The following is a 17,098-nucleotide window of genomic DNA, read 5'->3' as shown; positions in this document are numbered from 1 at the left end:
CCGGCACCTCGTCCAGCACGGCCTCGACCGGGCCCTTCGGCGTCCCATGCTCCACCACCGGCGGCGCGCCGACGACCGGGCCATCCACCGGCACCACAGGATCGGCAACCCCCGGCACCTCGGGCTTCACCACCGGCCCGACCACCGGCACCTCGTCCAGCACCGTCCCGATCGGACCAGTCAAACCGCCAAGATCCACCCCTGGCGGCACGCCAGCGACCGGACCACCAGCCGGCATCACGGGATCGATTACCCCAGGCGCCTCGGGCTTCACCACCGGCCCGACCACCGGCACCTGGTCCAGCACGGCCTCGACCGAAGCGGCCAAACCGCCAAGGTCCACCGCCGGCACGGCCCCGATGCCGCCGGCCACCGCTTCTGGACCGTGCCCCGCCACCGGACCGGCCGCCGCCGGCACCACCAAGGCCGGTAGATCCACCACCGGCACCGCTGCCGCAACCGGGCCGGGCACCTTCACGACGCTTTCGATCACCGTCGAGGCCGAAGAAGCCGCCGCATCCGCCATCGTGACGGTCACCGCCGCGACCCCGGCCGGGGCCGCATGTCCCACGGTGCTGCCCGTCGCAGCATCCACCCGCGCGGGCCCCACGGTGCCCGCCGCCGCATCGGCACGCTGCACCGTCTCCACGACGCTGCCGGCATGGTGGGCCTTCACCTCGGCCACCGCGGCTTTCGCCACCACCGGTGCCGGTGCCGGCGCCACCGCCTTCGGCATCCCAAACCCGGCGATATCCAACGCCGGTCCCGCCACCGCCACATCCACCTTCGGCGCCGAGGCCAGGGCCGGCGAGGGCGCCGCCCAGGCCACCACGCCGTCATCCGCATCGACGACGGGCTGGCTCACCTGCGCCGCCGCAGCCTGGCTGACCGCCACCGCCCGCGCCGGCGCCACATGCATCGTGTCGCCCGGGGCCGCGTGGGGCTGCGCCGCCTCGTCTCCCTGCGCCACCGCCTTGGCGCCTTCCGCGGCCTTCGCCGCCTTGCCTGCTTCGGCCACGGCCCTGGCCTGCGAGGCCGTCAGCAGCGCGGCATCCACCCCGCCGACGACACGCGCCTCCGCCGCTTGCACCAGGCCGAGCCCCATCGCCGTCTCGGCCAGCAGCCCGGCCTTGCCGATCGCCCCGGCGAATCCCACTTCGCGCACCGCCCAGGCATCGGCCTCGGCGCGCAGGATGTTGGAGGGGATGATGGTCGTCCCCCGTGCCATGGGCCGGTCCACCGTCGCCACGGCGATCCGCCCGCCATGGGCGGCGATGCCGAAGTCGCTCCCGCCCTGATCCAGCGTGCCGCCGGCCTCAGCCCCGGCCATGACGGTACTGCCCGCCCCGCCGGAGCCGCCATTCCGCCCCGCGGCCTGGTCCGGCGCCGCGCCCGGCAGGGCCTCCGCCACGGGCATCCCGGCCTGCGGGCCCAGATTGTTCAGCACCGCCGTCAGCATCGCCGCGGTAAGGCCAAGCCCCGCCATTTCCGGCGAAACCACCCGATCCTTCAGCCGCGCCCGTGCCCAGCGCTGCGCGCTCTCCTGCAATTCCTTCTGGCTGAGCGGCGCCGGCGGCGGACGGCTGGGCCGCGCGGTCTCACCTGGCTCGAGGAAGGAGGCATCGGCCTGCGCCCGGCCACGGCGGAACATGCTCGCCCGCTGCCACTGGTCGATGCCCATGCGTGATCTCCATGGTTGCGTGGTTGGAGCAAGCCAAAGGAAATCGTATACGATACCCGCCGGTGATCCCGGCCATCACGCTCCGGCTACCGGTACGGGCCCGGTAACCTGCGCTCGACGCCCTCCAGGGGTCAACGGCAGGCCACCAGCGCCAGATGCGCCGCAGGGTCCTGCCGCACCCCATCCGCCAGCAGCTCGAAATGCAGGTGCGTTCCATAGGTGATGCCGGTCCGCCCGACCCGCCCCAGCCGCTCGCCCTGCGCCACGCTGCGCTTGCCCGAGGCCAGGGCCGGCACCACCGCGCCGAGATGGGCATAGCGCGTCGTCCACCCGCCCTGATGGATCAGGTCGACCTCCAGCCCCGCCGCCCCGCGCCGCCGGATCGCCGCCACCTGCCCGGCCGCGGCCGCCATCGCCCAGGCCCCCGCCGGCGCCGGCAGGTCGATCCCGCCATGCATGCGGGAGGCCCGCGGCCCCGCCCCCTCCCTTGCCCCGAAGGGTGAGGAGATGCAGGCTGGGCTCACCGGTGCGGCCAGCCGCGGCGGCTCCCCCGCCGCCCCGAGCATCAGGGCGCCGAGGCCAAGCAGCGCCGGCCTCACCCGCCTGGCGCCGCCACCTCGCCCGGAAGCCCCATCCAGCCGGGGATGCGCGGCCGCAGCGCCGCGTCGCCGCAGCGAAGCGCACGTCCGTCGAGCGCATCCAGCCGGAGTTGGGCGATCCCCCGCGCCCCGCGCCCGGAGCGCATCTCGCCGACCTCGGCCCCGCCGGCCACCACCGGCGTCCCCGGCTCCGGCAGCGGCCCGTCCACCTCCACCGGCACCAGCCGCCGCTTCAGCAACCCGCGGTACCGGGTCCGTGCCGTCAACTCCTGGCCCATGTAGCAGCCCTTGCTCCAGGAGATGCCGTGCAGCGCGTCGAACCCGGCCTCCAGCAGCACCGTCTGCTCGGCGGCGAGGTCCCGGCTTCCCTCCGGCAGGCCGAGCGCCAGCCGGTGCGCGTCCCAGTCCTCGGCGGAGGCATCCGCCGCCGGCGCCGCGCGGGAGACCAGCCGCCACCCCGCCGCCTCCAGCCGCGGATCGGGCACCGCCCCCGCCGGCATCACGGCCCCGCCCCAGCCGACGGCCACCGCCATCTCCGCCGAGAGGTCCCGCAACATCACCTTCGACCGCAGCCGGAACCGCCCGAGCCGCTGCGCCAGCATCCCCGCCTGCGCCCGCTCACAGTCGAGCAGCAGCCGCTCGCACTCGGCGTGGATGAAGAAATCCGCCAACCACTTGCCCTGTGGCGTCAGCAGCGCGGCGAAGACCGCCCAGTCTGGCCCGGCCTCCGCCACATCGTTGGAGACCAGTCCCTGGAGGAAGGCCACCCGGTCCTCCCCCGCCACTTCCACAACGCCCCTCTCGGGCAGGATCGCGATCGGCATGCAACGGAGTTGGCCCCCCGCCCCCTCCGCGACAAGCCCGGAGGGAGCATGGTAAGCCGCTGCCGTGCGCATCCTCTTCATCACCGCGACCCGCATCGGCGACGCCGTCCTCTCCACCGGGCTGCTCGGCCACCTGATCCGCCAGCATCCGCAGGCGCGGTTCGTCATCGCCTGCGGCCCGGCGGCCGAGGGCGTCTTCGCCCGCATGCCGGGCCGTGCCTGGACCATCGTGCTGACCAAGCGGCGCCTGCGCCTGCATTGGCTGGAGCTCTGGCGGGAGGTCGGCACCCAGCGCTGGGACCTGGTGGTGGACCTCCGCGGCTCCGCCTTCGCCTTCCTGCTCCGGGCGAAGCGCCGCTTCGTGATGCGAGGCGGCCGCCAGCCGGGGCCGCGCATCGCCCATCTCGGCGCGCTGATGGGCCTCGACCCGCCGCCGCTGCCGGTCGCCTGGTTCAGCGCCGCCGATCGCGCCCGGGCCGCCGCCCTGCTGCCGGGCGAGGGGCCCTGGATCGCCCTCGGCCCCACCGCCAATTGGGACCGCAAGGTCTGGCCCGCCGAGCGCTTCGTGGCGCTCTTCGAGGCGCTGACCGCCCCCGGCCAGCCCCTCGCCGGCGCCCGCGCCGCCATCCTCGGCGGCCCCGGAGCGCAGGAGGCGGCGATGGCCGCCCCCGTCCTCGCTGCCCTCGGCGACCGCGCCGTCGACCTCGTCGGCCGCATCGCCCTCCCCGAGGCCGCCGCCGTCCTCGCCCGCGCCGCGCTCTTCGTGGGCAACGACAGCGGGCTGATGCACCTCTCGGCCGCGACCGGCACCCCGACCCTCGGCCTCTTCGGCCCCTCCCGCGTCGCCGAATACGCCCCCACCGGCCACCGCACCGCCACCGCCATCGCCCCGGCGAGCCCCGCCCTCGACAGCATGGCCGGCCTCACCCTCGAACAGGCCCTCGCCGCCGCCGGGACCCTCCTCGCCGAGCCGCAGCCGGCATGAGGCTCTCCGCCCTCGTCGTCGCCCGCAACGAGGCCGCCCGCCTCCCCGCCTGCCTCGCCAGCCTCGCCCCCGCCGACGAGCTGGTGGTGATGCTCGACCGCAGCACCGATGCCAGCGCCGAGGTCGCCCGCACCCATGGCGCCCGCCTCGTCGAGGGCGAATGGGCCCTCGAAGGCGAGCGCCGCAATGCGGGCATCGCCGCCTGCACCGGCGACTGGATCCTCGAGGTCGATGCCGACGAGCGCGTTCCGCCCGAACTCTGGCCCGCCCTCCGCACAACGATCGCCACCTCCCCCCACGGCTTCCACCGCGTGCGGATCGACAATTACGTGGGCGACCGGCTGATCCTGCACGGCTGGGGCGGCAGCTTCGGCACCACGCTGAAGCCCATCCTCTTCCGCCGCGGCGCCAAGCGCTGGCGCGCCCAGCGCGTCCATCCCGGCCTCGACTGGACGGGGACGGAAGGCGAGCGCATCACCTCAGCCGGCATCCGCCACGAGGTGGACCGCGACATCTCCGACATGCTCCGCCGCCTCGACCGCTATTCCTCGGCCAAGGCGGCCGACCTCCTGGCCGCCGGCGATATCGGCTCGCTGCCCGACAACATGCGCCGCTGCCTCTCCCGTATCATCAAGTGCTACGTGGCGCGGCGCGGTTACAAGGAAGGCGGCTGGGGCCTGCTGATCGCGCTCTGCGCCGGCCTCTTCCCCCTGCTCGCCCACCTGAAGGCCCGGCTGGAACCCGAGCGGCACCGCGGATGAGGATCGCCCTCGCCACCGAGGGCCCCCGCTTCGGCCCCGCCGCCCTCGCCGGGCGCCCGCTCGGCGGCGCCGAGACCGCCTTCGCCCTGCTCGCCGCCGCCTTCCTCGCCCGCGGCCACAGCCTCGACCTCCGCGCCGGCACCGAGCCGCCCGAGACCCGCGACGGGCTCCACTGGTCGCCCCTCGCGCCCGGCGGCCCGCCCGCCGAGCTGGTGATCGCCACCCGCCTGCCCCGCCTCTTCCGCGCCCTGCCCCGCGGCCGCCGCGTGCTCTGGCTGCACAACCCGGGCGGCTACCTGCGCAAGCCCCGCCACCTGCTGCCCCTGCTCGCCGCCCGGCCGCGCCTCGTCACCCTCGGCCCCTCGCACAGCGCGAGCCTCCCCCGGCTCCTGCCATTCCGCCCGGTGGAGATCCCCCTCGCCCTCGCCCCACCCTTCAGCGAGGGCTCCCCGCCCCGCCAGCCGCCGCCGCCCGTCGCCGTCTTCACCTCCAACCCGCTGCGCGGCCTCGACTGGCTGCTCGACCTCTGGACGGCCCGAATCCGCCCCGCCGTGCCAGGGGCGGAGTTGCACCTCTATGGCGGCGCTGCCACCTATGGCGGCGATGCCCGCCTCGCCGCCCGCGCCGCCCCGGTGCTCGCCCGCGCCGCCGCCCTCGCGGAGGAAGGCGTCCGTCTCCTGGCGCCCCTGCCCCGCCCGGCCCTTGCCGCGCGCCTCACGGAGGCACGGGTGATGCTCTATCGCGGTGACCCCGGCGAGACCTTCTGCCTCGCCCTGGCCGAAGCCCAGGCTGTCGGCCTCCCCGCCGTGGTGACGCCCCTCGGCGCAGTCGCCGAGCGCGTCGCCGAGGGCGAGACCGGCCACATCGCCGCCAGCGACGTGGATTTCGCCGCTGCCGCCATCCGGCTCCTCGGCGACGACATGGCCTGGAGCGCGCTCCATCGCGGCGCCCTCGCCCGCGGCCCCGGCCCCTCCTGGTCCGACATCGCCACCCGCTTCGAGGCGCTGGCGGGATGAGGCGATCCGGTGATCGGAGCGCCAAATGGCGCGGAGGGCTGAATTGGCCCGCGCGGCCTGCCAAGGTCGTCCCGCCATGAGAATCGCCCATGTCATCGCCGGCGCTCCCATGGGCGGCGCCGAGGCCTTCTACGAGCGCCTGACCCTCGCCCAGCACCGCGCCGGCGAGACGGTGCTGGCCGTCATCCGCACCGATGCCGCCCGCGCCGCCCGCCTCGCCGCGGGCGGCCTCGATGCCGTGCAGCTCCCCTTCGGCGGCCCCTTCGACCTCCGCACGGCCCCCGCGCTGAAGGCGGCGCTGGCCCGCTTCCGCCCCGGGGTGGTCGTCTCCTGGGCCAACCGCGCCAGCCGCTTCGCCGGGGCCCTGCGCCGCCGTGGCGCCCCCTGGCCGCTGGTGGGCCGCATGGGCGGCTACTACGACCTGAAATACTACCGCGGTTGCGACGCGCTGATCGGCAATACCGAGGACATCCGCGACTGGGTCATCGCCCGCGGCTGGCCCGCCACACGCGCCCACTACGTGCCGAATTTCGCCGACGACCTCGCCGGCGCCCCGCCCGCCGCGCTTTCCGCCCCGCCCGGCGCCCGCCGCCTGCTCGCCCTTGGCCGGTTGCATCCGAACAAGGGCTTCGACATCCTCCTCCGCGCCCTCGCCGACCTCCCCGAGGCCCACCTGTCGCTCGCCGGCGAAGGCCCCGAACGCCCGGCCCTGGAAGCCCTCGCCCGCAGCCTCGGCCTCGGCCGGCGCCTCGCCTTCCTCGGCTGGCGCCAGGACACCGGCGCCCTGCTCGCCGCCGCCGAGGCGCTGATCTGCCCCTCCCGTCACGAGCCGCTCGGCAATGTCGTGCTTGAGGCCTGGTCCGCCGCCCGCCCCATCGTCGCCGCCGCGGCCGAAGGTCCCGCCGCCCTCATCCGCCCCGGCGAGACCGGCCTCCTCGTCCCGAAGGAGGATCCGGCCGCCCTTGCCGCCGCCATCCGCGGCCTGCTCGCCGACCCGGCCGGCGCCGCCGCCCTCGCCGAGGCAGGCCGCGCCGAGTACGCGGCCCACCACGCCGAGGCCCCGGTCCTGGCCCGCTGGCGCGCCTTCCTCACCGCTCTCGTCCCGCAGGAGATGGCCTGATGTGCGGCCTTGCCGGCCTCGCCCTCCGCCTGGGCCAGACGCCCTCCGGCGCCACCCTCGACGCGCTGACCCGCGCGCTCGCCCATCGCGGCCCGGACGGCCACGGCCACCATGTCTCGGGCAATGTCGCCCTCTCGCACACCCGGCTCTCGATCATCGACCTGGTGACCGGCGACCAGCCCCTCTTCGCCGGCGCCGCCGCCCTCGTCGCCAATGGCGAGGTCTACAACTACCGGGAGCTGCGCGAGGAGAACCAGCTGCACTGCTCGACCGGCAGCGACTGCGAGCCGCCGCTCCATCTCTTCCGCCGCGACGGCATCGGCTTCGCCGACCGGCTGCGCGGCATGTACGCCATCGCGCTGCATGACCGCGGGACCAAGCGGCTCGTCCTCTCGCGCGACCCCTTCGGCATCAAGCCGCTCTACCTGGCCGAGGTCGCGGGCGGGCTCGCCTTCGCCTCGGAGCCCCAGGCGCTGATCGCAGCCGGCCTGGTCGAGCCCCGCATCCGCCCCGAAGCCCGCGCCGAGCTTCTCCAGATCCAGTTCACCACCGGCGCCGAGACCATCTTCGAGGGTATCCGCCGCATCCTCCCCGGCGAGACGGTGGTGATCGCCGACGGCGCCGTCACCGAGCGCCACCGCCGTGCCGCCCTCCCCGAAGGCGGCCCCGAGGAGATCACCGCCGACGCGGCGCTCACCCGCCTCGACGCCGCGTTGGAGGAGAGTGTCCTGCTCCACCAGCGCAGCGACGTGCCCTACGGCATGTTCCTCTCCGGCGGCATCGACAGCAGCGCCGTCCTCGCGCTCATGGCCCGCCTCAACGACCGGCCCGTCCTGGCCTTCACCGCCGGCTTCGACGTCCCCGGCGCCGCCGACGAGCGCGCCGCCGCCGCCCATCTCGCCCAGGCCGCCGGCGCCCGCCACATCACCCTCTCGGTCACCGAGGCCGATGTCTGGCGCCACCTGCCGGAGATCGCCGGCGCCATGGACGACCCGGCCGCCGACTACGCCATCATCCCCACCTGGTTCCTCGCCCGCCGCGCCCGGCAGGAAGTGAAGGTCGTCCTCTCTGGTGAAGGCGGCGACGAGATCTTCGGGGGCTACGGCCGCTACCGGGCCGCGATGCGGCCGTGGTGGCTGGGCGGCAAGGCCCCCCGTTCGAGAGGGAGCTTCGACCGCCTCGACGTGCTGCGCGAGGCGCCGACCGGCTGGCGCGACGGCACCGGTGCCGCCGAGGCCGCTGCCGCCAGCCCCGGCCGCACCCGTCTCCAGGCCGCTCAGGCGCTCGACATCGCCGACTGGCTGCCGAACGACCTGCTCATCAAGCTGGACCGCTGCCTCATGGCCCATGGCGTCGAGGGCCGCACGCCGCTGCTGGATGCCGGCATCGCAGCCAGCGCCTTCCGCCTGCCGGATGCGCTGAAGGTCCAGCGCGGCAGCGGCAAGTGGCTGCTGCGCGAATGGCTCGCCCGCCACTTCCCCGCCGCCGAGCCCACCAAGCCGAAGCAGGGCTTCACCGTCCCCATCGGCGCCTGGATCGAGGGCGTCGGCGACCGCCTCGGCCCGCTCGTCGCCGCCCAGCCCGGCGTCGCCGAGATCGCCCGCCCCGACCGCGTCGCCGCCTTGTTCCGCCATGCCGGGAGCGAGAAGCATCGCGGCTTCGCCGCCTGGCACCTGCTCTTCTATGCGCTGTGGCACCGCCGCCATGTCGAGCGGCGCGACGTCCGGGGTGATGTCTTCGAGGTCCTGAGCGGGCGCTAGAGCGCACTCCGGTCGGACGGCATCACCCGGTCGGAGATATCTGCTCGTTCAGCCAGCAAGCTGGAGCGGCGTCCGTGAGCCGGTGCGAACGGAAACCGCTCCGGGGCGAATTCAGGCCGCCAGCGCCGCGATGCGCAGCTCCGCCGCGTCCATCGCCGCCGCCCGCTGCTCGGCGCCCACGGCCAGCCCCTCGGCCACCACCACCTCCGGCTCGGTGATGCCGATGAAGCCGAGCGCCGCCCGCAGGTAGCTCTCGCCATGCTCGAAGGCCGCCGCCGGCGCCCCCGCCCCGTAGACCCCGCCCCGGGCCACCGCGAGAATCACCCGCTTGCCGCCCACGAGCCCCACCGGCCGCCCATCCGCGTAGCGGAAGGTCTGCCCGGCGACGAGGATGCGGTCGATCCAGGCCTTCAGCTGGCTGGAGACCGAGAAATTGTAGAAGGCGACGCCGATCACCACGGTGTCCGCCTCCAGGAATTCCTGCAGCACCTCGCCACCCAACGCCAGGTCCGCCGCCACCTCCGGCGCATGCTCCGCGGCCGGGCTCCGCGCCGCCGCCAGCGTCGCGCCGGAGAGATGCGGCACCGGCGCGGCGCCGAGGTCCCGATGGACGATCCGCTCGCCCGGCCGCACCGCCCGCAGCCGCGCGACGATGCCGGCCGAGAGCTTGCGGCTGACCGAATGGTCGCCAAGGATACTGGAATCGATGTGCAGGATGGTCATGGCCTTGCTGCCCCTGGTGGTATTCATTTGTGACCAAGGCTATATGCGTCACCACCTGAAACCCGCCAAGGAGGCACAATTTTGGAACCCGGCCACAGCGAGGGAACCACCCGGGCGGCGCATCTGCCCGGCGATTGCCAGGCGGTCAGCTCCCTCCTCGCCCGCATCGGCGACAAGTGGACGGTCCTCGTCGTGATGATGCTGGCCGACGGTCCCCGCCGTTTCAGCGAGCTGAAGCGTGCCATCGGCGGGGTCTCCCAGCGCATGCTGACCCTCACCCTGCGCGGGCTGGAGCGGGACGGGCTGGTCACCCGCACGATCACCCCCACCATTCCACCCCGGGTGGATTACGAGCTCACAGGGCTCGGCCAGTCCCTCCGCCGTCCCGTCGAGGCGCTCGGCGCCTGGGTCTTCGAGCACCTGCCGGAGATCCATCGCGCCCGCGCCGCCTTCGACAGCCGGGCGGAAGAGAATCGCTAACCAGTTGAACAATATCGAGGAGCGACACCGATGACCGATGCCCCTGGCTACACCCCGCCCCAGGTCTGGACCTGGGACAAGGAGAGCGGCGGCCGCTTCGCCAACATCAACCGCCCCATCGCCGGCCCCACGCACGAGAAGGAGCTGCCGGTCGGCCGCCATCCGCTCCAGCTCTACTCGCTCGGCACGCCGAACGGCGTGAAGGTGACGATCATGCTGGAGGAGCTGCTGGCCCTCGGCCATGCGGGTGCCGAATACGACGCCTGGCTCATCAAGATCGGCGAGGGCGACCAGTTCGGCAGCGGCTTCGTCGCGGTGAACCCGAACTCCAAGATCCCCGCCCTGCTCGACCGCAGCGGCCCGGAGCCGGTCCGCGTCTTCGAATCGGGCGCCATCCTCACCTATCTCGCCGAGAAATTCGGCGCCTTCCTGCCGACCGAGCCGGCGAAGCGGGCCGAGTGCCTCTCCTGGCTGTTCTGGCAGATGGGTTCGGCGCCCTATCTCGGCGGCGGCTTCGGCCATTTCTACGCCTATGCGCCGAGCAAGATGGAATACCCGATCAACCGCTTCGCCATGGAGACCAAGCGCCAGCTCGACGTGCTGGACCGCCGCCTGGCCGAGAGCGAGTATCTGGGCGGGCCCGACTACACCATCGCCGACATCGCCGTCTTCCCCTGGTATGGCGGGCTGGTGAAGGGCTGGCTCTACGGCGCGGCGGAATTCCTCGCCGTCCACGAGTACAGGAACGTCAACCGCTGGGCCGACCAGCTCCTCGCCCGCCCCGCGGTGAAGCGCGGCCGCATGGTCAACCGCGTCCAGGGCGAGCCCTCCAGCCAGCTCCATGAGCGGCACGAGGCCAGCGACTTCGAGACGAAGACGCAGGACAAGATCGGCACCCAGGGGTAAGCGGCGCGGGGGCGGGCCCGGCCCGCCCCATCCGCATCCTTGCCATCCGATGCGGCTTCGTATAGGAATACTTCCCTGAAAGCGCCCAGGCCGCGCCCATCCCGGCCCCTCCCCTAAAACCATCAATTCCTCAAATCCGCCTACATTTCCCAATCGGGACAATCCCTTACCCACCTCTCCGCCTCAATTCTTGAGGCGCCTCGCCGCAATTGAGGGCCGCCTCTTCCCCGCTCCAGCACATCGCGGGATAACCCCCCTCCGACTGCCGCAAGGAGCCAAGCCGATGCCCGCCTTCGACCTCGTGCTGCGCGGCGGCACCTGCGTCCTCCCCTGGGGCGAGGAGGCGACCGATGTAGGCGTCCGCGCCGGCCGCATCGCCGCCCTCGGCGACCTCCGCACCGCCGAAGCGGCCGAGACCATCGACTGCACCGGCCTGCACATCCTCCCCGGCCTGATCGACGCCCATGTCCATTTGCGGGACCCGGGCGACCCGGCGGTGGAGACGCTGGAGAGCGGCACCCGCGCTGCGTTGCTCGGCGGCCTCACCGCCGTCTTCGACATGCCGAACACCGCCCCCTCCATCACGGACAGGGAGCGGCTGGACTGGAAGCGCGGCTATCTCGAAGGCCGCGCCTGGGTCGATGTCGGCCTTTATGTCGGCGCCTCCAAGAAGAACATCGCCGAGCTGGCCTCGCTCGAACTCCAGCCCAATGTCTGCGCCGTGAAGGTCTTCGCCGGCAGCAGCACCGGCGACCTGCTGGTCGAGGACGATGCTTCGCTGGAAGCCGTCATGCGCAGCGGCCGGCGGCGGATCTGCTACCACTCGGAGGACGAGTACCGGCTGCAGGAGCGCAAGCCGCTCTTCACCAGCGGCATGCCCCACCGCAACCACATGGTCTGGCGCGACGTGGACTGCGCCCTTATCGGCACGCAGCGGCTGATGACGCTCGCCCGCAAGACCGGCCGCCCCGCCCATATCCTCCACGTCTCGACCGCCGAGGAGCTGGAGCTGCTGCGCGATTACCGCGACGTCTCCACGGTCGAGGTTCTGCTCAACCACCTGACCCAGACCGACGAGGCCTATGACCGGCTCGGCGGCTATGCGGTGATGAACCCGCCCATCCGCGACGAGCGCCACCTGCGCGCCGCCTGGGCCGCCATCGCCGATGGCACGGTCGATGTCGTCGGCTCCGACCATGCCCCGCACAGCCGCGCCGCCAAGGAACGCCCCTGGCCGGACGGGGCGGCGGGCCTCACCGGCGTGCAGACCATCGTGCCGCTGATGCTCGATCATGTCAGCGCCGGCCGCCTCAGCCTCTCCCGCCTCGCGGACCTGATGTGCGCCGGTCCCGCCCGGGTCTATGGCGCCAATGGCAAGGGGCGCCTCGCCGCCGGCTACGACGCCGACTTCACCGTGGTGGACATGAAGCGCCAGCGCACCATCGAGGAGGGCTGGATCGTCTCGCCCTGCGGCTGGACGCCCTTCGCCGGCCATCGCTGCACCGGCTGGCCCGTCATGGCGATCCTCCGCGGCGCCGTCGCCATGCGCGAGGACGAGGTGATCGGCACCCCGCGCGGCACCGGCGTCCGCTTTGCCGAGGCGCGCGGCTAGCCTGCGATCGTCCCGGGTATTCCCACTCGGGACGTAAATCGCCGGCCCATTCAAGCAACGCCTACCAGAGCGAGAATTCGGTGCCGAAATCGGTGGTGGTGAGCTCCCGGCAGCGCGCCGCCTCGGCGCACTCGGCCCGGATGCGCCCGTCCGGCCCGAGCGCGAGGACAAGCGGCACGGCCGGCTCGGACAGCTTCGTGTAGGCCAGATCCACCTGGAACCGCAGCGAATCGTAGCGGTCCCGCTCGACATAGAAGATCAGGTCGCGCGACACCGCCTCGCCCGGCTGCAATTCGGAGGGTTCGGCCGGCAGCGCGGTGGCCCCCGCGAACAGCACGCCCTGCCGCAGCACCATCTCCTGCCGCTCCGCCCGGCCATAGCGCGCGGCGGTGACCTCGCTCCTCCCCGCCAGGCTTTCGGGCGATGGCCCCGCCTCGGGTCCGGTGAAGCGCATCCCAGTGCCGATGACGTTGTAGGTGAGGCCGAGCACCCGCACCCCCGCCTCGCCCACATTGGTCCGCGTGACCGTGGAGCGGATGGCCAGCCGCCCATCCCGCTCGCCTGCCTTCTCGAGCGTGGTGGTGACGGACAGGCTGGGCGGCGCCAGCCCCGGCTTGATCCGCGCCTCGTAGATGAAGGTATAGACGCCCCAGGCCCCCGCCCCGAGGATGGCCAGCGTCTGCACCACCGTGCTCAGCTTATCGAGGCTGAAGCGGCTGGTCTCCTGCGGTGTCCCGGCGGCCTGGCTCATGCCGCAACAACCTCCGGCCGGGGGTGCCGGTTGCGTCACCACAGACCTGGCCACCGCCTGGTCCTGTTGGCTTCCTGCGCCGCGCTGAGGGTCGCCGGCCCATCCGCCACGCCACGCCGCCCCGGCAACGGGGCCGCCCAGCAGTCGACCCGGCCGAGGCTGCGCGTGCAGTAGGGCGGCGGCGCGGGCGGCGCCTCCGCCGGCCGGCAATAGTCCTGCCCGCGGTCGAGCCGCACCACCGAGCAATCCCGCCCCGTCGCCACGGATACCACCGCATCCACCGGCGACCGCCCGACCACCGCGACCGAGCCCGCGGTCACCGCCGCGCCCACGGTCAGCGGCTCGCAGCCCGCCAGCGGGATCAGGAGAAGGGGCAGCATCCAGCGCATCGCCCGGCAGCCTGCACGCGCCGGGCTTAACGCACCGCCAACGGGCTGCTATGCACCGCCCCTTCTCCCGAGGAAGGACCGCGTGGCCGACATCTTCGACGAGGTGGAGGAAGACCTCCGCGCCGAGCGCATGAAGCGGCTGATGGCCCGCTATGGCGGGCTGCTGGCCGGGCTGATGCTGCTCGCGGTTGCCTGCGTCGGCGGATGGCAGGGCTGGCGCTGGTGGCAGGCCCGCCAGTCTGCCCAGACCGCCGAGGTCTACATGGCCGCCAACAAATCCGCCGCCGAGCCCGGTGCCGACGGCCGCGCCGCGGCCGACCGCTTCGCCGCCCTGGCCGCCGAGGCGCCGCCCGGCTACCGCAGCCTCGCCCGCCTCCGCGCCGCGGCGCTGCGGGCCGAGGCCGGCGACCGCGCCGGGGCGCTTGCCCTCTGGGAGGAGGTCGCGCGTGACGGCTCGATCGATCCGCTCTACCGGGACCTCGGCACGGTGATGTGGGGGCTGCACTCCCTCGATGCCGGCGACCCGGCCGCGATCGAGGGTCGCCTGGCCCCCCTCGCCGAGGGTCCCTGGCGTGCCTCGGTGCAGGAGATCCGGGCCCTGGCCGCGATGAAGCGCGGCGCGACGGAGGAGGCGAAGCAATTGCTCACCAGCCTGACCACGGCCCCGGCCACGCCCCAGGGCGTGCGCGACCGGGCTGGCAAGCTGCTCGCGGAGATCGGCGGCTGATGCGGACCAACTTCACCCGCCGCGCAGCCCTGCTGGGCGGCGCGGGCCTGCTGGCCGGCTGCGAATCGATCACCGACACCTTCGATGGCATCTTCGGCGAACGGAAGGTGCCGCTGCGCGGCGAGCGCCGCCCGGTGCTGGCCGTCGAGCGCCCGCTGAACATCGAGGAGGGCGCCCAGGCCCCCGTCACCCTGCCGCCCCCGGCGCTGAATGCCGACTGGCCCCAGGCCGGCGGCACCATCAGCCATGCGGCAGGCCACCCCGCCCTTGGCCTCCGCCTGGGCGAGGCCTGGCGGACCGCCATCGGCACCGGCACCGCCTATCGCCGCCGGCTGCTCGCGCCCCCCATCGCCGCCGGCGGCGCGGTCTATGCGGCGGATGCGCTGGGCATGGTGACGGCGCTGACGGCGCTCGACGGCCGCCGCCGCTGGTCCTTCGACACCCGGCCCGAGAAGGACCGGGACGGCGCCCTCGGCACCGCCCTCGCCTTCGACAACGGCACGCTCTACCTCGCCACCGGCATGGCCGAGGCGATGGCGCTCGACCCGGCCGACGGCAAGCCGCGCTGGCGCGTCGACCTGCCCGCCCCGGCACGCGGCGCCCTGACCGTCGCCAATGGCCGGGCCTATGTGACGACGACGGAGAACCACCTGCTCGCCCTCTCGGTCGAGGACGGCCGGACGCTCTGGACCTATCGCGGCCAGCCGACCGCCACCATGGCGCTCGGCCTGCCGGCCGCGGCGGTGGAGGGCGAGATGGTCGTCGCCGGCTTCGGCTCCGGCGAGCTGGCGGCGATCCGGGCGAGCGACGGCCGCGCGCAGTGGAGCGAGACGCTGAGCTCCGCCGCGGGCGGCGGCCTCGCCGACATCGCCGCCATCACCGCGCTCCCGGTGATCGACCGTGGCCGGGTCTTCGCCAGCGGCCTCGGCGGCATCACCATCGCCCTCGACCTCCGCTCCGGCCGCCGGCTGTGGGAGCGGGATGTGGCCGCGGCCGAGACGCCCTGGGTGGCAGGCGACTGGGTCTTCCTGCTGACGACCGGGGCCGAGGTCGCCTGCCTCGGCCGGGACGACGGCCGGGTGCGCTGGATCGCCAGCCTGCAACGCTTCAAGGACGAGAAACGGCGGCGGGACCCCATCCAATGGGCCGCCCCGGTGCTCGCGGGCGGCCGCCTGCTGGTCGCCGGCAGCAATGCCCAGCTGGTGGAGGTCGACCCGTCCAACGGCGAGATCGCCGGCCGCGTCCGCCTGCCGGACGGCGTCATGCTGCCGCCAGCCGTCGCCGGCGGCGTCATGTACGTGCTGACGGAAGATGCGGTGGTGGCGGCGCTCCAGGGCGCCTGAGGCGGGACATCGGCCGGCGGATGCGCTAGGGAGCGCCATGCTCCCCACCATCGTCATCCTCGGCCGTCCGAATGTCGGCAAGTCGAGCCTCTTCAATCGGCTGGTCGGCCGGAAGATCGCCATCGTCGACGACACCCCCGGCGTCACCCGCGACCGCAAGGAGGCCGAGGCCCGCATCGCCGGCCGCGATGTCCGCCTGCTGGACACCGCCGGCCTTGAGGAGGCAGCGCCCGAGACCATCCAGGGCCGCATGCGCGCCAGCTCCGAGGCGGCGCTGCGCGAGGCGGACCTCGCCCTCTTCGTCATGGACGCGCGGACCGGCCTCACCCCGGCCGACCGCGCCTTCGCCACCTGGCTGCGCCGCCAGTCAGTGCCGGTCATCCTGGTGGCGAACAAGACGGAGGGGCGCTTCGGCGGCCAGGCGGCCTTCGAGGCCTATGAGCTCGGCCTCGGCGACCCGGTGGCGATCTCCGCCGAGCATGGCGACGGCATGGGCGAGCTGCACGACGCCATCCGCGAGCACCTGCCCGCCGAGGCGGAGGAGCCGGAGGACCCAGACCGGCCGCTGCGCCTCGCCATCATCGGCCGCCCCAATGCGGGGAAATCGACCCTGCTGAACGCCCTGCTCGGCCAGGAGCGGATGATCACCGGGCCGGAGCCCGGGCTGACGCGGGATTCCGTCGCGGTCGAGTGGCGCGACGAGACCGGCGCCCTCGTCCGCCTCGTCGACACCGCCGGCTTGCGGAAGAAGGCCCGCATCGAGCAGGCGCTCGAGAAGATGTCGGCCGCCGCCTCCATCGCCGCGCTGAAGGAATGCGAGGTTGCCATCCTGGTCGTCGATGCCCTGCTCGGGATGGAGGAGCAGGAGCTGCGCCTCGCCCGCCTGGCCGAGCGCGAGGGCCGGGCCGTCGTCATCGCGTTGAACAAATGGGATGCGGTGGAGGACCGCGCCGCTACCCGCCGCCGCATCGAGGACGTGCTGACGGCGAGCCTCGCCCAGATGCGGGGCATCACCGTGGTGCCGCTCTCGGCCCAGACCGGCCGCGGCGTCGAGAAGCTGATGCCGGCGGTGCGCGAGACCTATGCCCACTGGAACCGCCGCATCCCGACCGGAGAGCTGAACCGCTGGTTCGAGGCCATGCTGACGCGCCACCCGCCGCCGCTCTCCGAGGGGCGCCGCATCAAGCTGCGCTACGCCACCATGCCGAAGGCCCGGCCGCCGACCGTGGTGGTCTTCGGTACCCGCGCCGAGCAGCTGCCGGAGGACTACCGCCGCTACCTGGTGAACGGCTTCCGCGAGTCCTTCGCCATGCCTGGCGTGCCGATCCGGCTACAGCTCCGTGGCACGACCAACCCGTATGCGGAAAGCGATACGTAGCCGCTTGCCCGCGGCGGGCTGCCTGATTATGGTCCGCCGCCCT

Annotated in this window: 17 protein-coding genes; 11 read left to right on the top strand and 6 right to left on the bottom strand. The window is 73.7% G+C overall.

The genetic code is table 11. From position 1 onward, the window contains the following. The 3 genes from JMJ56_RS09395 to ygfZ all read right to left on the bottom strand — a co-directional run. Nucleotides 1–1,681 (bottom strand): hypothetical protein (locus JMJ56_RS09395; RefSeq protein ID WP_407927896.1); only part of this gene is annotated, 1,681 nt, incomplete at its 3' end. A 131-nt stretch (nucleotides 1,682–1,812) separates the two neighbouring features. Continuing rightward, nucleotides 1,813–2,280 carry a M23 family metallopeptidase gene (locus JMJ56_RS33760; RefSeq protein WP_202831354.1) on the bottom strand — a complete coding sequence of 156 codons (468 nt, stop codon included), beginning with the start codon at nucleotides 2,278–2,280 and terminating at the stop codon, nucleotides 1,813–1,815. After that, nucleotides 2,277–3,104 (bottom strand): CAF17-like 4Fe-4S cluster assembly/insertion protein YgfZ, encoded by an 828-nt coding sequence (gene ygfZ, locus JMJ56_RS09385; RefSeq protein WP_202831353.1) that lies wholly within the window; start codon nucleotides 3,102–3,104, stop codon nucleotides 2,277–2,279. The genes JMJ56_RS33760 and ygfZ overlap by 4 nt, the downstream gene beginning before the upstream one ends. A gap of 64 nt (nucleotides 3,105–3,168) precedes the next feature. Between ygfZ and JMJ56_RS09380 the strand changes: the two genes are divergently transcribed. The 5 genes from JMJ56_RS09380 to asnB all read left to right on the top strand — a co-directional run bounded on the left by JMJ56_RS09380 (nucleotide 3,169) and on the right by asnB (nucleotide 8,746). After that, a complete protein-coding gene (locus JMJ56_RS09380; RefSeq protein ID WP_202831352.1) occupies nucleotides 3,169–4,089 on the top strand; it encodes a glycosyltransferase family 9 protein in 921 nt (306 codons plus the stop codon). Continuing rightward, entirely contained in the window at nucleotides 4,086–4,850 is a 765-nt protein-coding gene (locus tag JMJ56_RS09375; RefSeq protein WP_202831351.1) for a glycosyltransferase family 2 protein, read from the top strand. The genes JMJ56_RS09380 and JMJ56_RS09375 overlap by 4 nt, the downstream gene beginning before the upstream one ends. Next, on the top strand, nucleotides 4,847–5,866 hold the full coding sequence (locus JMJ56_RS09370; protein WP_202831350.1) for a glycosyltransferase: 1,020 nt from the start codon (nucleotides 4,847–4,849) through the stop codon (nucleotides 5,864–5,866). Before JMJ56_RS09375 ends, JMJ56_RS09370 begins: the two co-directional genes overlap by 4 nt. Nucleotides 5,867–5,942: 76 nt before the next feature. Beyond that, nucleotides 5,943–6,986, top strand: coding sequence for a glycosyltransferase (locus tag JMJ56_RS09365; protein WP_202831349.1), 1,044 nt, complete (start codon nucleotides 5,943–5,945; stop codon nucleotides 6,984–6,986). Continuing rightward, on the top strand, nucleotides 6,986–8,746 hold the full coding sequence (gene asnB / locus JMJ56_RS09360; protein WP_202831348.1) for an asparagine synthase (glutamine-hydrolyzing): 1,761 nt from the start codon (nucleotides 6,986–6,988) through the stop codon (nucleotides 8,744–8,746). Before JMJ56_RS09365 ends, asnB begins: the two co-directional genes overlap by 1 nt. Nucleotides 8,747–8,857: 111 nt before the next feature. Here asnB and JMJ56_RS09355 read toward each other — a convergent pair whose 3' ends face one another. Further along, nucleotides 8,858–9,469, bottom strand: coding sequence for an FMN-dependent NADH-azoreductase (locus JMJ56_RS09355; protein ID WP_202831347.1), 612 nt, complete (start codon nucleotides 9,467–9,469; stop codon nucleotides 8,858–8,860). Between the two features lie 81 nt (nucleotides 9,470–9,550). On the opposite strand from JMJ56_RS09355, the gene JMJ56_RS09350 reads away from it, so the two are divergent. The 3 genes from JMJ56_RS09350 (at nucleotide 9,551) to JMJ56_RS09340 (ending at nucleotide 12,467) form a co-directional block, all read left to right on the top strand. Then, nucleotides 9,551–9,949 (top strand): winged helix-turn-helix transcriptional regulator, encoded by a 399-nt coding sequence (locus JMJ56_RS09350; protein ID WP_407927895.1) that lies wholly within the window; start codon nucleotides 9,551–9,553, stop codon nucleotides 9,947–9,949. A 30-nt stretch (nucleotides 9,950–9,979) separates the two neighbouring features. Then, a complete protein-coding gene (gene yghU / locus JMJ56_RS09345) occupies nucleotides 9,980–10,855 on the top strand; it encodes a glutathione-dependent disulfide-bond oxidoreductase (RefSeq protein ID WP_202831346.1) in 876 nt (291 codons plus the stop codon). Between the two features lie 283 nt (nucleotides 10,856–11,138). Continuing rightward, a complete protein-coding gene (locus JMJ56_RS09340) occupies nucleotides 11,139–12,467 on the top strand; it encodes a dihydroorotase (protein WP_202831345.1) in 1,329 nt (442 codons plus the stop codon). Between the two features lie 61 nt (nucleotides 12,468–12,528). Here the strand turns inward: JMJ56_RS09340 and JMJ56_RS09335 are convergent, their stop codons facing one another. Then, nucleotides 12,529–13,218, bottom strand: coding sequence for a hypothetical protein (locus JMJ56_RS09335; protein WP_202831344.1), 690 nt, complete (start codon nucleotides 13,216–13,218; stop codon nucleotides 12,529–12,531). Nucleotides 13,219–13,253: 35 nt separating this feature from the next. Next, the gene (locus JMJ56_RS09330; RefSeq protein ID WP_202831343.1) at nucleotides 13,254–13,598 is read right to left on the bottom strand and encodes a hypothetical protein; all 345 of its coding nucleotides are present in this window, start codon (nucleotides 13,596–13,598) and stop codon (nucleotides 13,254–13,256) included. Between the two features lie 91 nt (nucleotides 13,599–13,689). Between JMJ56_RS09330 and JMJ56_RS09325 the strand changes: the two genes are divergently transcribed. Genes JMJ56_RS09325 through der form a run of 3 tightly spaced genes read left to right on the top strand, consistent with a single transcriptional unit; the run spans nucleotide 13,690 to nucleotide 17,055 of the window. Next, complete coding sequence (locus JMJ56_RS09325) at nucleotides 13,690–14,334, top strand: tetratricopeptide repeat protein (RefSeq protein WP_202831342.1); 645 nt, start codon at nucleotides 13,690–13,692, stop codon at nucleotides 14,332–14,334. Next, nucleotides 14,334–15,677 carry a PQQ-like beta-propeller repeat protein gene (locus JMJ56_RS09320; protein WP_202831341.1) on the top strand — a complete coding sequence of 448 codons (1,344 nt, stop codon included), beginning with the start codon at nucleotides 14,334–14,336 and terminating at the stop codon, nucleotides 15,675–15,677. Before JMJ56_RS09325 ends, JMJ56_RS09320 begins: the two co-directional genes overlap by 1 nt. 37 nt (nucleotides 15,678–15,714) lie before the next feature. Further along, the gene (gene der / locus JMJ56_RS09315; RefSeq protein WP_202831340.1) at nucleotides 15,715–17,055 is read left to right on the top strand and encodes a ribosome biogenesis GTPase Der; all 1,341 of its coding nucleotides are present in this window, start codon (nucleotides 15,715–15,717) and stop codon (nucleotides 17,053–17,055) included. The last annotated feature ends 43 nt before the right edge of the window (nucleotides 17,056–17,098 follow it).

Origin of the sequence: Belnapia arida (assembly GCF_016773205.1) — a bacterium.
In the GTDB taxonomy this organism is placed as follows: Bacteria; Pseudomonadota; Alphaproteobacteria; order Acetobacterales; family Acetobacteraceae; genus Belnapia; species Belnapia arida.
Note: the sequence above shows the minus strand (reverse complement) of the source record. Positions and strands in the feature narration are given on the sequence as shown.

Excerpts from the sequence above, each read along its gene's own strand:
- JMJ56_RS09330 (WP_202831343.1), bottom strand. The coding sequence starts at position 13,598 with ATGCTGCCCCTTCTCCTGATCCCGCTGGCGGGCTGCGAGCCGCTGACC.
- JMJ56_RS09370 (WP_202831350.1), top strand. The coding sequence starts at position 4,847 with ATGAGGATCGCCCTCGCCACCGAGGGCCCCCGCTTCGGCCCCGCCGCC.
- yghU (WP_202831346.1), top strand. The coding sequence starts at position 9,980 with ATGACCGATGCCCCTGGCTACACCCCGCCCCAGGTCTGGACCTGGGAC.
- ygfZ (WP_202831353.1), bottom strand. The coding sequence starts at position 3,104 with ATGCCGATCGCGATCCTGCCCGAGAGGGGCGTTGTGGAAGTGGCGGGG.
- JMJ56_RS09355 (WP_202831347.1), bottom strand. The coding sequence starts at position 9,469 with ATGACCATCCTGCACATCGATTCCAGTATCCTTGGCGACCATTCGGTC.
- JMJ56_RS09365 (WP_202831349.1), top strand. The coding sequence starts at position 5,943 with ATGAGAATCGCCCATGTCATCGCCGGCGCTCCCATGGGCGGCGCCGAG.
- JMJ56_RS09320 (WP_202831341.1), top strand. The coding sequence starts at position 14,334 with ATGCGGACCAACTTCACCCGCCGCGCAGCCCTGCTGGGCGGCGCGGGC.
- JMJ56_RS09335 (WP_202831344.1), bottom strand. The coding sequence starts at position 13,218 with ATGAGCCAGGCCGCCGGGACACCGCAGGAGACCAGCCGCTTCAGCCTC.
- asnB (WP_202831348.1), top strand. The coding sequence starts at position 6,986 with ATGTGCGGCCTTGCCGGCCTCGCCCTCCGCCTGGGCCAGACGCCCTCC.
- JMJ56_RS09340 (WP_202831345.1), top strand. The coding sequence starts at position 11,139 with ATGCCCGCCTTCGACCTCGTGCTGCGCGGCGGCACCTGCGTCCTCCCC.
- JMJ56_RS09375 (WP_202831351.1), top strand. The coding sequence starts at position 4,086 with ATGAGGCTCTCCGCCCTCGTCGTCGCCCGCAACGAGGCCGCCCGCCTC.
- der (WP_202831340.1), top strand. The coding sequence starts at position 15,715 with ATGCTCCCCACCATCGTCATCCTCGGCCGTCCGAATGTCGGCAAGTCG.